Below are 14,484 nucleotides of genomic sequence, written 5' to 3' on the forward strand. Positions count from 1 at the left end.
ACAACTAACTGCTTCTGGGGGCTCTCCCGTCGTGTCCAACACTCTGTTCAGCAAGGACCACCCGCGCTACAAGTGGGTCGCGCTCAGCAACACCACGCTCGGCATCCTGATGGCCACCATCAACTCGTCGATCGTGATCATCTCGCTGCCCGCGATCTTCACCGGCATCCACATCAACCCGCTCGACCCGGCGAACGTCAGCTATCTGCTGTGGATCCTGATGGGCTACCTGCTCGTCACCGCCGTGCTGGTGGTCACCTTCGGGCGCCTCGGCGACATGTTCGGGCGCGTGCGCATCTACAACCTCGGGTTCGTGGTGTTCACGATCGGGTCGATCGCGCTGGCGTTCAACCCGCTCGCGGGCGGACACGGCGCGATGTGGCTGATCATCTGGCGGTTCGTGCAGGGCATCGGCGGCGCCATGCTGTTCAGCAACTCGACGGCGATCATCACGGATGCCTTCCCGGCGAACCGCCGCGGCATGGCCCTCGGCATCAACCAGGTCGCGGCGATCGCCGGCTCGTTCATCGGCCTGCTGATCGGCGGTCTGCTCGCGAACCTGAGCTGGCACGTCGGAACCCTCGACGTCGAGTGGGTGTTCCTCGTCTCGGTGCCCGTCGGCATCATCGGCACGATCTGGTCGTACGTCTCGCTGCACGAGGTCGGCGCGACGTCGGCCGGGAAGATGGACTGGTGGGGCAACGCCCTGTTCGCCATCGGCCTCGCCTCGCTGCTCACGGCGATCACCTACGGCATCCAGCCCTACGGCACCTCGACAGAGGGCTGGGGCAACCCCTGGGTGCTCACCGGCCTCATCGGCGGCGCGGTCGTGCTGGTGGTCTTCGTGTTCGTCGAGCTCGCGCAGAAGTCGCCGATGTTCGAGATGCGCCTCTTCCGGATCCGTTCGTTCGCGATGGCGATGCTCGCCGGCCTGCTTTCGTCGATCGGCCGCGGCGGCATGCAGTTCATGCTGATCATCTGGCTGCAGGGCATCTGGCTGCCGCTGCACGGCGTCGCCTATGACAAGACGCCGCTGATGGCCGGGTTCGCGATGCTTCCGATCACGATCGGATTCCTGATCTCGGGCCCCCTCTCCGGCACGATCTCCGACCGGGTCGGCCCCCGCCTGTTCGCGACCACCGGCCTGCTGGTCGTCGCCGCGACCTTCGTGCTGCTGATCGTGCTGCCGATCGACTTCACCTACTGGCAGTTCGCGCTCATCACCTTCTTCAACGGCATCGGCTCCGGCATGTTCGCGGCGCCGAACCGCGCGGCGATCATGAACTCGGTGCCCGCCAACATGCGCGGCTCGGCATCGGGCATGGCCGGCACGGTGCAGAACTCGGGCACGAGCCTCTCGATGGGCATCTTCTTCTCGCTGCTCATCGCCGGCCTGTCCTCGTCGCTGCCGAAGGCGCTGTTCTCGGGCCTCACCGCCCAGGGCGTGTCGACGCAGGTCGCGACGAACATCTCGCACCTTCCCCCGGTGTCGAGCGTGTTCGCCGCCTTCCTCGGCTACAACCCGATGGACACCCTGCTGGGCTCGGGCGGGCTCGACATCCTGAAGACCCTGCCGGAGGCCGCGCACAAGACGCTCATCGGCAACGAGTTCTTCCCGCACCTCATCTCGGGCGCGTTCCACGACGGCCTCGTCGTCGTGTTCATCGCCGCGGCCGCGATGTCTGTCATCGCTGCTGTCGCATCGCTGATTCGCGGCAAGCATTACGTTCACGAGCTGCAGGTCGTGGAAGAATCCATCGAAATGCACGAGGCCGAACCCGTGAAGGCCTCCTGATCGAAAGCGTGGAGATGGCCCGGACGGATCAGACCGCAAGCCCGAGCACCGCGTTGCCCGAGCCGACCGAGAACGACTTCGCCACCCGGCTCGCCGTCGCGATCGGTCGGATCAACCGCCGCATTCGGCCCACGCGCGACGGCATCAGCCATGGGCTGGTGTCGGCGCTCGGCAGCGTCGTGCGGGTCGGCGAGATCCGCCCGGGCGATCTCGCCCGCCTCGAGGCGGTCGCCGCCCCGACCATGACCCGGCTGGTCGCCGACCTCGAGGCGCGCGGGCTGGTCACCCGGAAGCCCGATCCGACCGACGGCCGCTCGTTCTTCGTCGTCGCGACCGACGCGGGAATCGACGCGATCCGGCGCGCCCGCTTCGAGCGCGCAGAGCGCGTCGCCGCACTGCTCGACGGGCTGCCGCCCGAGCAGCTCGCTGCGGTCAAGGCGGCGATCGACGGGCTCGAGACGGTGTCGCAGAGCGCGGTCTGACCCGGCCCCGTGAGGAGCCGCTTGCCGCGCCCTTACAGCGTGATCGTCACCGTCTGGCCCGGGTCGCGGGCGTCGGACGCCGCGCGGATCGTGTAGACGCCCGACGGCGTGATCCACTGCTGAGCGGCGACGCTCCACACCTGGAAGGCACGGCGCGGGATGCGCAGCGTGACGGCCACGACCCGGCCCGCGAGCACCTCCTGCGCGGCGTGGCCCACCAGCCACCGGGCTGGTCGGTCCCAGCCGCCATCGCCGTCGCCATCCCTCGGACCCGACAGATAGAACTGCACGACGCCACGCGCATCACGCTCGCCGTCGTTGGTCAGCGCGACGGTGACGGGCAGGGCGTCGTCCGCGCCCCACTCCTCTGCGGCGATCGGAACGCCGAGCTTCCACACCGAATAGCCGAGGCCGAACCCGAAGGGACGCGCGGGCACCCGGCCGAGCCGCTCCCAGCCGCGATAGCCGACGTGCACGCCCTCTGTGTACTCGACGACCCCGTCGACCGGCAGAGCGTGCGGGACCGGGACGTCCGCCTCGGCTGCGGGCAGCGTCCAGGGCAGGCGCCCGCTCGGCTCGGTCGCACCGGTGAGCGCGTCGGCGAGGCCGTTGCCGGCCTCCTGCCCGGGCAGCCACCACCACAGCGTCGCGGGCACCTCGTCGAGCCACGGCAGGATCACGGGAGCGCCCGCGTTCACGACCACGACCGTGCGGGGGTTCGCGGCGGCGACGCGGCGCACGAGCTCGTCCTGCCGGCCGGGCAGCGCGAGGCTCTGCCGGTCCCAGCCCTCTGACTCGACCTCTTCATTGGTGCCGATGATCACGACCGCGACGTCGGCGGCGGATGCCGCGGCGATGGCCGCCTCGAGGTCGACATCGTCGGTGCTTGTCTGTTCGCCCGTCCCCGCTGGGCGAACCCGCGAATTCGCCGTCGTGGCCACCGAATTCGCTGGCGCCACCTCGGAGTCGTGCCGCAGTTCGAACCGCACGAAGCGGCTGTACGCACCGGCATCCACCACCTGGCATTCGACCGAGATCTCGACGACCCGGGTCTCGCCCTCTGCCACCTCGAACACGGCGCTCGGGCCGGCGGGGTGGTTGGCCGACGAGTTCAGGATCACGTTGGAGTCGGCGAAATCGCCGGATTCGCTGACGAGCTCGCCGTCGAACCACGCCGTGTGGATGCCGACCAGACCCACCTCGACCCGATGCGCACCCGGCTCGCCGAGCGTCACGCGAGCGGTCACGCGCGCCGCCTGCGCGCCCGCGACGATGCCGCGGTTCCAGCCCTCGCTCGCGGCGATCACCTGGGGCTCGCCGACCGCGCCGCCGTCGGCGTCGAGGAGCTCGAGGGTATAGCCCGGCGTGCCATCGGCCGTCGTCACGAGCTCCGGGTCGATCACGTGCGCGAAGCGGCGCGATGCCACGCCGCGGTGGACCGTCACCTCGGCGTCGGGGAACGCCTCGCGCAGGCCTGCCTCGGGAGTGACGAGGTACGGCGCGTTGACGAACGCGCTGCCGCCGCCCTGCACGAACGGCTCGACGGCGTTCGGTCCGATCAGCGCGATTCTCGAGACCTCTGCCGGGTCGAGCGGCAGCAGCTCGCTCTCATTGCGCAGCACGACGGATGCTCGCGCGACGGCTTCCCGCAGCAGCGCCGCCGCCTCCGCTGGTCGAGCGTTCGACGCCTGGGACGTCTCGAGACCATCGCCCTCACGCGGCTCGGCTCGAGACGCGCCTTCTGCGCTCTTCAGCGAGCGGGGCTCTTCTGCGGCGGGATCGTGGAGCTTGCCGACGCGCTTCGCCAGTCTCAGCAGGCGCACGACCTTGTCGTCGATGACTGACTCCGGCACGTCGCCCGTAGCGACGGCGGCGAGCAGCTTCTGCTCCCACGGGCCGCCGGGGCCAGGCATCACGAGGTCGAGCCCGCCGAGGGCCGACTCGATCGTGGTCTTCGTCGCGAGCCAGTCTGAGACGACGACGCCGTCGAAGCCCCACTCGCCCTTGAGCACGTCGTTGATCAGGTATCCGTGATCGGTGGCCTGCGCGATCTCGCCGCCTGCCTCGACGCGGTTGTAGGCGGCCATGATCGACCACGCGCCCGCCTTTTTGACCGCGGCCTCAAACGGGGCGAGGTACACCTCGCGCAGAGCCTGTTCGGGAATCCGCGCCAGGTATTCGGTGCGCTCGGTCTCCGACTCGTTGCCGACGAAGTGCTTGACGCACACGCCGACGCCCTCGGCCTGCACTGCCTTCACGAACGCGACCATCGTGTCGACGGTCAACGCGGGGTCTTCGCTGTAGGTCTCGAAGTGACGGCCGCCGACCGGCGTCCGCTGGATGTTCACGATCGGCGCGAGCACCACGTCGATGCCGAGGCGCTTCGCCTCGTGCCCGATCAACGTGCCGAGGCGCGCGGTGAGCTCGAGATCCCACGTCGCCGCGACCGCGGTCGGGTTGGGCAGCTGCGCGGCGACCGGCGGCGGGTCGGCGACGCCACGGATGCCGATGGGGCCGTCACTGAGCGCCATCGGCTCGACGCCGAGGCTTTCGACCGCATAGGTGGTGAATGAGGTCTCACCGGTCAGCAGGCGGACCTTCTCTTCGAGCGACGGCACGGATACTCCAAGTTGTTGAGGGGCGCCGAGCGCCGATGGGCCGGTTACACATTAACCGGTCGAGTTCGTAGAGGACGGCCCGATGGCGATCAGAATCGGAGGGCAGACATCCCCAGTTCGACCGGAACGCGCACGTCAGGGTCGGAATGCAGCCAGCACGCCACGCGGCGTTCGGGGCCGTCGTCCGGCACGTCCGTCGGGGTGAGCGCCGGGACATCAGTGCGGCAGCGGTCCATCACAAAGGGGCATCGCGGCGCGTAGCGACAGCCGGCCGGTAGCGCCTGCAGGTCGGGCGGCGACCCCGCGATCCCGGTCATCGCGCGTCGCGGACCGTGCAGCGGCGGGAATGACCGCAGCAGTCCCTGCGTGTACGGGTGCCGCGGGGCGCGGTAGAGCGACTCCGCTGTGCCTTCTTCGACGATCTCACCGGCGTACATGATCGCGATGCGATCCGCGATCTCGATCAGCAGCGACACATCGTGCGTGATGAAGACGACTGCGAAGCCCAGTTTCTTGCGCAGCTCGACGATCTCCTCGACGATCTGGCGCTGCATCACAACGTCAAGGGCGGTAGTGGGCTCGTCCATGATGAGAACACGCGGTTCGAGCGCGAGCGCCATCGCGATCATGACGCGCTGCCGCATGCCGCCGGAGAGCTGATGCGGGAAGTCGCGCAGGCGAGCGGGATCGATGCCCACAAGGGTCATAAGCTCGCGGGCCCGCTCCTCTCGGCGGGCGCGTCCCCAGTCGGGCCGATGCGCGCTGATGGCGTCGGTGATCTGGCGGCCGATACGGTAGACGGGGTTCAAGGAGTTCATCGCGCCCTGGAATACGAGCGCCGTGTCCTCCCAGCGATTGGCACGCAGCTCTCGGTCGCCGAGTTGCAGAAGGTCGACGGGCTCGCCGTCGCGCGGGTGGTACATCACTCGGCCGCCCGAGATGAGCCCAGGGGGCGGCAGCAAGCGCGTGGCTGCGTAGACCAGGGTCGACTTGCCACAGCCGGACTCACCCGCCAGCCCGAGCACCTCGCCCTCGTGCAGGGTGAGATCCACCCCACGGAGCGCGTGCACCCGGTTTTCGCCATAGCCGTAGTCGGCCTTCAGCCCCCGGATCTCGAGGACCGGCGCATCGGTCGCCGTGCTGGATTGGGTCATGCGGAGACCTCCTCGGTCGAAGTCGGCGCCGCGTAGGCGGCCCGGTCGACAGCGGTGAACCCGATGCGGGGGCGGATGCCTCGACGGCGCAGCGCTCGCGCACTGAGACCCGCCGCGCGCAGACGCGGGTTCACGAACTCGTCGATGCCGAAGTTGATGAGCGTGAGGGCCATGCCGAGCAATGCGATAAGCAAACCTGCCGGCACGAACCACCACCACGCACCGCGAGCCAGCGCCTGGTTCGATTGCGCCCAGTACAGCACGGTTCCCCAACTCCAATCGGACGACGACGTCACGCCGATGAAGGCGAGCGTGGTTTGAGTCAGCACGGCGAACGTCACCGTCGAGATGAAACTCGACGCGATGATCGCGGTGAGGTTCGGCAGAGTCTCGAACCAGACGATGCGCCACGTGGACTCACCATTCGCCCGCGCGGCCTCGATGAAGTCGCGGCCACGCAGAGACAGCGTCTGCGATCGCAGCACTCGTGCGCCCCACGCCCAGCCGGTGAACGCGAGCACGACGGCGATCAGGATGTTCCCGGCATCAGGCACCTGGCCCGTCACGATGATGATCAGCGGCAGAGCCGGGATGACGAGGAAGATGTTGGCGAGTGCGGAGAGGATCTCGTCGGCGATGCCGCCGAGGAATCCGGCGCTCACGCCGACCAGCACCGCGAGCGCGGTTGCCAACACTCCTGCGAGCAGGCCGACGATCATCACCCCGCGGGTGCCCACGAGCAACTGCGACAGGATGTCGCGGCCGAGGTGGTCGGTGCCCAGCGGGTGCGCTGCGCTCGGGTGAGCGAGGAGTTCGGTGGTGATCTTGTTCGGATCATGAGGAGCGATCCACGGGCCGACCACGGCGAGCACCACGAACACAGCGAGGATGATGAGCCCGGTGACGGCTTTGCCGTTCCGCAGCGACGGGAAGCGTGCGGCCTGGCGGACGGGCGGCGTTGCCTCCTCCGCGGCCAGCGTGGCCTCCGGCACGAGAGCGGGTGCGGTTGACATCAGGCCTCCTGACGAGTACGCGGGTCGAGGAAGACGTAGACGGCGTCGGCGATGACGTTCGCAATCAGCACCGAGATGGTGATGACCAGGAAGACGCCCTGCATCAGTGGGTAGTCCTTTGCGCCGATCGCCTGGAAGAGCGAGTAGCCGATGCCGGGGTACGAGAAGACGAGCTCCATCACGAGCGTTCCCGAGACGACGAACCCGAGCGAGAGCGCGAAGCCCGAAACCTGAGGCAGGATCGCGTTCCGCGCCGCGTACCCGAACATCACAACGCGCTCGGGCAGGCCCTTCGCCTGCGCGACCGTCACATAGTCCTCGCTGGTGACCGTGACCATCATGTTCCGCATTCCGAGGATCCACCCGGCGATCGATGAGAGCACCACCGTGATGCCCGGCAGCACGGCGTGGTACAGCACCGAGCCGATGAACTCGAAGCTCAACGAGGGCACGAGACCGCCGTCATACCCGCCGCCGGCGGGGAAGACCTGCCAGGTGACCGCAAAGATCGCGATCACGATGAGCCCCAGCCAGAAGTAGGGCACCGATGAGAAGAAGGTCGTGACGGGCAGGATCCCGTCGAGCCAACTGCCACGCCGCCAGCCGATGAAGGTGCCGGCGAGGGTCCCCAGCACGACCGAGATCAAAGTGGCGACGCCGACCAGTCCGATCGTCCACGGCAGCGCCTGACCGATCACCTCTGAGACCGGAGTCGGGAAGAAGGCAAAGGACAGTCCGAGGTTGCCATGGAAGAGCTGCCCCCAGTACTGCAGGTATTGCTGCCAGAGGCTGGTGTGTTTGTCGAGGCCGAACAGCACATAGAGCGAATGGATCGCGCTCGTCGACAGCTGGCCATGGAATTTGTTGATGAGCGACTGAACGGGGTCTCCCGGGATGATGCGCGGGATGAAGAAGTTGATCGTCACCGCGGCCCACGCGGTGACGACATAGAAGACCAGTCGACGGATGAAGAACTTCATTCGGCCGCCCCCTCGGCCGGGACGGTCAGCATCGCACGCGCATCGCCGAGCTGCGGAATCTCGGCGCCGGCAGGAACGAGCGCCCGCGTCTCAGCGGACGCGTCTGCGTAGCCCCAGCAGGCGACCCGTCGCCCCGGCGCGACCTGGGCGAGCGGCGGCAGCGTCTCACACAGGCTCGTGGCAAACGGGCACCGTGGGCGGAAGCGACAGCCTTCCGGCGGCCGCACCATGCTGGGCGGCTCACCATGCGCTCCTGTCGGGCCACGGTCGATGAAGCGGTCTGGGTCAGGGGCAGAGTTGATGAGCAACTGCGTGTAGGGGTGCGCCGGGTCCTGTGTGACGGACTCGCTGTCGCCGCTCTCGACGACGCGACCGGCGTACATCACGTTGATGCGGTCGGCGAAGTAGCGCGCGGATGCGATGTCATGCGTGATGTAGAGGAGCGCGATGCCGAAGCGGTCGCGCAGGTCGCGCAGCAGATTGAGGATGCCGACGCGGATCGAGACGTCGAGCATGGAGATCGGCTCATCTGCGAGCAGCACTTCGGGGTTTGCGGCGAGAGACCGCGCGATGACGACACGCTGCCGCTGGCCACCGGAGAGCTCATGCGGGTACTTGTCGAGGTACCGCTCAGGGTTCAGTTGCACTTGGTCGAGCAGCTCGGCAAGCTCCTGCTCGAGCTCGGTTCCGCGCAGAGCGTGCCGGTGGATTCGCAAAGCCCTGGTCAGCACGTAGCGGACGGTGTGCACCGGATTGAGCGATGCGAACGGGTCCTGGAAAATCATCTGCACCCGGCGGGCGTAGCCGCGGAAGGCCCTGCCCCGTTGGGCTGTGACCCGCCGGCCGCGAAGCAGCACCTCCCCGCGGGTCTGCGGGTACAGGCGCGCGAGCAGGCGTGCCACCGTGGACTTGCCGGAGCCCGACTCACCAACCAGGGCGACCACCTCGCCCGCGTGCAACTCCAGATCCAGGTCGTCGACAGCGTGCACGACCGCGCCGCGGGCACCCAGCCCGCGCACGGCGAAATGCTTGGTCAGGCCAGCTGCAGCGAGTACGGCCCCTCCGGCTTCTCTCGTGGAGTTATCCGCCGCGGGGGCGGGCGGCTCGTGCGTCGTCGTCACGGATTCGCTCTTTTCTGGTCGAGGGCGTGCGCGGGGGCGGTAGTGCCGACCCCGCGCACGCGTGGCGTCAGTTGGCCGGCTTGAGCTTGGTCAGGATGTACGCCACATTGGCCACCGTCGGCTGCGGGTTGGCGTATGCGTTGTCGTCAGACGGCCACCCCGTGTAGTACTTCGACGAGTATTCGGCGCCTGCAGGGCGCGCATCCATCGCAATCGCGGGCACGTCGTCGACGAAGATCTTCTCGATCTTGGCGAGCGCTGCCTGGCGCCCTGCGTCGTCCGTCGCGTCCGTGTACTCCTTGAAGGCCGCCGCGGCGTCAGGATTCTGGTAGCGGCCGTAATTCCACACCGCGTCCTTGCCGGGAGCCACGTAGTACGCGGGGTCGAAGATGTTCGAGTACATCTCCCACGGGGTGACTCCGGCGTTGGTCCAATGCAGGGTCGCCTGGAAGTCACCGGTGTTGACCGCGGCGGTCCATGCGTCCGCGGTCGGTGTCTCAACCTTGGCGGTGATGCCGATCTGCTTGGCCGAGTCCGCGATCAGCTGAAGCCCGCTGTCATAGTCGTTCCAGCCGGCCGGGTCTTGCAGCGTGAACGTGACCGGCTTTCCGTCTTTGCCGATCAGCTGGTCGCCGTCGTAGCTGTACCCTGCATCCGTCAGCACCTTCTTGGCGCCGGCCACGTCGACCTTGTAGTTCTGACCCTTGTACTCAGAGTCGATGAACGACTCCCCTGCCGGCGTGGGTATGCCGGTGACGTTGGTCAGCTCCGGGAAGATACCGGATTCAGCGACCTTGCTCTCCTTCTCGCGGTCGACGGCCAGGCTCAGGGCCTTGCGCACCGCCACGTCGTTGAACGGTGCCGTCTGCGTGTTGAGATACAGCGCGTCGATGCCGAGGCCGGCAGGGAAGAACGCGTGGTTGTTCGCCTTGTCCTTGGCTTCGTAGACGTTCTGGTAGTCGGCAATGAAGGTCCAGCCCCATTGCGCCGCACCGGTCGCCAGCGCCGTGGTCAAGGTGTCGTTGCCGGAGTACGAGGTGTACCGAAGCTCGGGAACGGCGAGCTTCCCGCCCCAGTAGTCTTTGTTCGCGTCCAGGGTGACAGCCTGGTTCGTCCAGCTCTTGAGCACGTAGGGGCCGGTGCCTACTGGCTTCTGGTTGAGGTCCTTCGTGGGGTCGCTGATGTTCTTCCAAATGTGCTCGGGAACGATGAACAGCTGCAGCGCCTTGATCTGGTTCACAAATTGGCCCGTGGTGAAGTTGACCGTGACCGTGTCGCCGTCGGTCGTGATGTCACCGTAGGGCAGGCCCTCTGAGTTGAGCGCCGGGTTGTCCTTGCGCAACTGCAGCGAGTAGGCGATGTCCGCAGCGGTGAACGGCTTGCCATCCGACCATTTCACGCCGTCGCGAGCCGTGAGCTTGAGCTGGGTGTAGTCGGTGTTCCACTCCCAGGACTTGGCGAGCCACGGCACCGGCTTGTTCGCCGGGCGGGTGTCGTTGACCTGGGCGAGCGGCTCGTAGATCGCGAAGGCGTAGCCGAGCGAGCGAGCGGCAGAGGTGTTCAGGAACGGATTCGAATTGTTGGTCTGGGGGCCGTTCGGCATGCCGATGGTGAGGGCGTGCGAGCCTCCGCCAGACGCTGAGCCGGTCGAGCCGCTCGACGAGCAGCCCGTCAGGGCGAGTGATGCGGCAGCGATCACGCCGAGGGCGAGTGCGGCCAACCTCATGGGGCGTTTCACAGTCAATGCCTCCTTGCAGAGCGGAAACGTGGGCGGCGTGCGCCCGAATCAGTGGTGGGGCCGCGGGCCGTCCGACACCTTCGCAGCGATCGGCGTTGACCCGCGTTCCGACTCTAGCGATACTTACTAACGTGTCAGTAAGTCTTTTCCATCACGTTTCCGTAACGAGCGCCGCAGAAGTGGGAGGATCCCCACTATGAGTTCCTTCTCGCCCGAACCGCGCGTCGCAGCTGCCGCGGATCGGGTGCAGAAGCCACAGGCCAGGACGGCCGAGACCCGGCGTCGTATCCTCTCGGCCGCGACCACGGTCTTCGGTGCCAAGGGCTACAACAAGGGCTCGCTGATCGAGATCGCGGAGCTCGCCGGCATGACCCATGCCGGCGTCCTTCACCATTTCGGGTCGAAGGACAATCTGCTGATCGCCGTGCTCGAGTACCGCGACGACGAAGACGTCGCCCACCTGGAGCGCCATCAGGCGCCGACCGGCGACGAGTTGCTTCGCCACATGCTCGGAACGGTGCGGCTGAACCTGACGCGGGCAGGCCTTGTGCAGGCGTACGCGGTGCTCTCGGCCGAGTCGGTCACCGATTCGCACCCAGCCGCCGCGTTCTTTCGCAGCCGATTCGACGGCCTGCGCCGAATGATCGCGGACGCCTACGCAACCGTCGCGCCAGAAGGCACCACGGAGGAGCGGCTGCTCGCCGCCGCCTCCGCCACCATCGCCGTCATGGACGGGCTCCAGGTGCAATGGCTGCACGACGAGACCGTCGACATGCCGGAGGCCGTCGAGGCCACGATCGTCGGGCTCATCGCCTGGCTGAGAGGGGCTGCGCAGCCCCTCTGACCAATCGCAGTTCAAAGGAGAACAGCGTGAAACCTCGCGCTCGCACGCGCATCAAGGGGACGGCTCTACTCGCAGCGGCATTGCTCGTTGCGTCAGGAGTCGGCCTCGCGGCATCCGCCGCACAAGCAGACCCGACCACCTGCGGCACGACCGATGTCGCCGCGGGCAAGGTCGCCACCGCATCGAGTGTGAACGGCAGCAACGTCGCGGCGAACGCTGTCGACGGCAACTCGGGAACCCGATGGGAGAGCGCGCAGGGGCACGACCCTGAATGGATCCAGGTGGACCTCGGCTCGAGCCAGGGCATCTGCTCGGTGACGCTCAACTGGGAGGCGGCGGGGGCGAAGGACTTCACCATCTCGACCTCGCAAAACAGCCAGGACTTCACCCAGGTCTACAGCGGCACGAACGCCACGGCCGGTGTGCACACCGTCACGTTCGACCAGCCGGTGAGCGGCCGATTCCTGCGGGTCACCGGCACGTCGCGGCTGCTGCCCTACGGATACTCGCTGTTCGACCTCAACGTGTACACGACCGGGCCCGACGGCAACGACCAGGCGTTGCAGCCGAAGGCGTGCGCGGGTGGCACGACGGGCGGCAAGGTGCCGACCAACCCGGGCTTCGGGTCGAACGTGACGATCATCGACCCGAGCTGGCCGGTCTCCAAGATCAACCAGGCGCTCGCGGCCGCGGGTGGCGAGGGCGAGTTCTCAACGAACCGTCACGCCGTGCTCTTCCTGCCGGGCACCTACGGCTGCGCCGACGGAACCGACGGCTCGAACGCCACCTTCCAGCAGTACATCGACGGTGACACCGGCTCGTACGCCGACCTTGTCAACGGCGCCGTTGGCTACTACGAGCAGGTGGCCGGCCTCGGCGCGTCGCCCGACGACGTCACGCTGAACGGTGCGATCCACTCCGACGGCCAGGCGAGCCACCAGGCGATGCCGTGGGCCGGCGGTGAGAGCGCGCTGACCAACTTCTGGCGTTCGCTGTCGAACGTGAAGATCAACCCGATCCAGAAGGCGACCGATGCCGACATCGCGAGCGCGAACTACAACGCGAGCGACTTCCCCGGCGCCGTTGGCGGCAACTTCCCCGAGGGCAACGCACCCGCGGGCCAGCTGACCTGGGCGGTCTCGCAGGCCGCGCCGCTGCGCCGCGTCGACGTCGCCGGCAACCTCTCGCTGTTCCCGGCCTACGGCGGCTACTCGAGCGGCGGCTACCTCGCCAACTCGAAGGTTTCCGGCCAGGTGATCTCGGGCTCGCAGCAGCAGTGGTACACCCGCGATTCGTCGATCGGCTCGTGGAACGGCAGCGTCTGGAACATGACCTTCAGCGGTGTGCAGGGCGCCCCGGCCCAGTCGTTCCCGACTCCGCCGTACACGACGCTGCCGACGACGCCCGATACGCGGGACGCTCCGTTCCTCTATGTCACCGGCAACCAGTACAAGGTGTTCGTGCCCAAGGCCGGTACGAACACGAGCGGTGTGAACTGGTCGACGGATGCCTCAGCCGGCCGCTCCCTGCCCATCAGCTCGTTCTTCATCGCACGCCCAAGCGACTCGGTGCAGAAGATCAACCAGGCGCTGGCCTCCGGCAAGAACCTGCTGCTCACACCGGGCGAGTACCGGTACGCGCAGGCGATCCAGGTGACCCGGCCCGACACCGTCGTGCTCGGCCTCGGCCTGCCGACCCTCGTTCCGACGAACGGCAAGGCAGCGCTGCAGACCTCGGACGTCAACGGCGTCGTGATCTCCGGCATCACCGTCGACGCCGGGGCGAAGCTCTCGCCGTCGCTCATCGAGATCGGCGACAGCCACGGGAACGGGCACAGCCCGGCATCCGCCAGCGACCCGACAACGCTCATCGACGTGTTCGTGCGCGTCGGCGGGGCCGAGCCGGGCAAGACGGACACGGCGATCGTCGTGAACAGCGACCACGTCATCCTCGATGACATCTGGTCGTGGCGCGCCGACCACGGCGCCGGGGTCGGGTGGACGCAGAACACCGCGAACACCGGCCTCGAGGTCAACGGCGACGACGTGACCGCGCTCGGGCTGTTCGTCGAGCACTACCAGAAGAACCAGGTGGTGTGGAACGGCGAAGGCGGCACGACGGTCTTCTATCAGAGCGAGCTGCCCTACGACGTGCCGAACCAGGCCGCCTGGACGGACCGCTCAGGTGGGGCATCCCGCAACGGCTATGCGTCGTACCGGGTCGCCGACTCGGTGCGCACGCACACCGCGTACGGCCTCGGCGTCTACTCCTATTTCAACCAGGGGCTGGACATCGTCGAGGATTCCGCGATCCAGGCGCCGACGCGGTCGGGGGTGCAGTTCGTCGACATGGTGACGCGCTTCCTCAACGGCAACGGCTCGATCACGCACGTGATCGACGGCGCCGGCGCCGGGGTGCGTCTGGCTGCTGCCGGGGAGGACGCGAACGCGGTCGAGACCGCCTACCTCGCGGCCTACCCCGGGGCGGACAAGACGCCGCCAGTGGTCACCGCGACGCTGGCCAGGAACGGGTTCGTCACGCTGACGGCGACGGATGACTTCGCCGCACCGGTGACGGTCCTGTACCGCATCGACGACGGGCCGCTCGGCCCGCAGTCAGGCTGGCAGCCGTACACGCACCCGGTCCGTATCAGCGGTGCCGACGTGCTCGACTACCTCGCCCTCGACCAGGCCGGGAACGCGTCGGCGCCGGGCTCGATCTCGGCGAAGTAACGCCTGC

General features: G+C 67.7%; 10 protein-coding genes. 4 read left to right on the forward strand and 6 right to left on the reverse strand.

Annotation, left to right across the window (positions count from 1 at the left end):
• Positions 1-31: 31 nt before the first annotated feature.
• Positions 32-1,795: an MFS transporter gene (locus tag D7I44_RS06435; RefSeq protein ID WP_245980066.1), complete on the forward strand. Its 1,764-nt coding sequence runs from the start codon at positions 32-34 to the stop codon at positions 1,793-1,795.
• A gap of 14 nt (positions 1,796-1,809) precedes the next feature.
• On the forward strand, positions 1,810-2,277 hold the full coding sequence (locus D7I44_RS06440) for a MarR family winged helix-turn-helix transcriptional regulator (RefSeq protein WP_120788735.1): 468 nt from the start codon (positions 1,810-1,812) through the stop codon (positions 2,275-2,277).
• Positions 2,278-2,309: 32 nt separating this feature from the next.
• Here D7I44_RS06440 and D7I44_RS06445 read toward each other — a convergent pair whose 3' ends face one another.
• The 6 genes from D7I44_RS06445 to D7I44_RS06470 all read right to left on the reverse strand — a co-directional run bounded on the left by D7I44_RS06445 (position 2,310) and on the right by D7I44_RS06470 (position 10,889).
• On the reverse strand, positions 2,310-4,895 hold the full coding sequence (locus D7I44_RS06445; protein ID WP_120788736.1) for a beta-glucosidase family protein: 2,586 nt from the start codon (positions 4,893-4,895) through the stop codon (positions 2,310-2,312).
• A gap of 89 nt (positions 4,896-4,984) precedes the next feature.
• Positions 4,985-6,049 (reverse strand): ABC transporter ATP-binding protein, encoded by a 1,065-nt coding sequence (locus D7I44_RS06450; RefSeq protein ID WP_120788737.1) that lies wholly within the window; start codon positions 6,047-6,049, stop codon positions 4,985-4,987.
• A complete protein-coding gene (locus tag D7I44_RS06455) occupies positions 6,046-7,062 on the reverse strand; it encodes an ABC transporter permease (RefSeq protein WP_120788738.1) in 1,017 nt (338 codons plus the stop codon). The genes D7I44_RS06450 and D7I44_RS06455 overlap by 4 nt, the downstream gene beginning before the upstream one ends.
• Positions 7,062-8,042 carry an ABC transporter permease gene (locus tag D7I44_RS06460; protein WP_120788739.1) on the reverse strand — a complete coding sequence of 327 codons (981 nt, stop codon included), beginning with the start codon at positions 8,040-8,042 and terminating at the stop codon, positions 7,062-7,064. Before D7I44_RS06460 ends, D7I44_RS06455 begins: the two co-directional genes overlap by 1 nt.
• Positions 8,039-9,061: an ABC transporter ATP-binding protein gene (locus tag D7I44_RS06465; RefSeq protein WP_245980068.1), complete on the reverse strand. Its 1,023-nt coding sequence runs from the start codon at positions 9,059-9,061 to the stop codon at positions 8,039-8,041. The genes D7I44_RS06460 and D7I44_RS06465 overlap by 4 nt, the downstream gene beginning before the upstream one ends.
• Positions 9,062-9,230: 169 nt before the next feature.
• A complete protein-coding gene (locus tag D7I44_RS06470) occupies positions 9,231-10,889 on the reverse strand; it encodes an ABC transporter substrate-binding protein (protein WP_181445603.1) in 1,659 nt (552 codons plus the stop codon).
• A gap of 208 nt (positions 10,890-11,097) precedes the next feature.
• On the opposite strand from D7I44_RS06470, the gene D7I44_RS06475 reads away from it, so the two are divergent.
• Both D7I44_RS06475 and D7I44_RS06480 read left to right on the forward strand, forming a co-directional pair.
• Positions 11,098-11,745, forward strand: coding sequence for a TetR/AcrR family transcriptional regulator (locus tag D7I44_RS06475; protein ID WP_120788742.1), 648 nt, complete (start codon positions 11,098-11,100; stop codon positions 11,743-11,745).
• A gap of 26 nt (positions 11,746-11,771) precedes the next feature.
• A complete protein-coding gene (locus D7I44_RS06480) occupies positions 11,772-14,477 on the forward strand; it encodes a discoidin domain-containing protein (protein ID WP_220093839.1) in 2,706 nt (901 codons plus the stop codon).
• Positions 14,478-14,484: the final 7 nt, after the last annotated feature.

The sequence above is a fragment of the Gryllotalpicola protaetiae genome (assembly GCF_003627055.1).
Taxonomy (GTDB): Bacteria; Actinomycetota; Actinomycetes; order Actinomycetales; family Microbacteriaceae; genus Gryllotalpicola; species Gryllotalpicola protaetiae.

Coding starts and splice junctions, on each gene's coding strand:
- D7I44_RS06450 (WP_120788737.1), bottom strand. CDS start 6,049: ATGACCCAATCCAGCACGGCGACCGATGCGCCGGTCCTCGAGATCCGG.
- D7I44_RS06440 (WP_120788735.1), top strand. CDS start 1,810: ATGGCCCGGACGGATCAGACCGCAAGCCCGAGCACCGCGTTGCCCGAG.
- D7I44_RS06475 (WP_120788742.1), top strand. CDS start 11,098: ATGAGTTCCTTCTCGCCCGAACCGCGCGTCGCAGCTGCCGCGGATCGG.
- D7I44_RS06470 (WP_181445603.1), bottom strand. CDS start 10,889: ATGAGGTTGGCCGCACTCGCCCTCGGCGTGATCGCTGCCGCATCACTC.
- D7I44_RS06460 (WP_120788739.1), bottom strand. CDS start 8,042: ATGAAGTTCTTCATCCGTCGACTGGTCTTCTATGTCGTCACCGCGTGG.
- D7I44_RS06455 (WP_120788738.1), bottom strand. CDS start 7,062: ATGTCAACCGCACCCGCTCTCGTGCCGGAGGCCACGCTGGCCGCGGAG.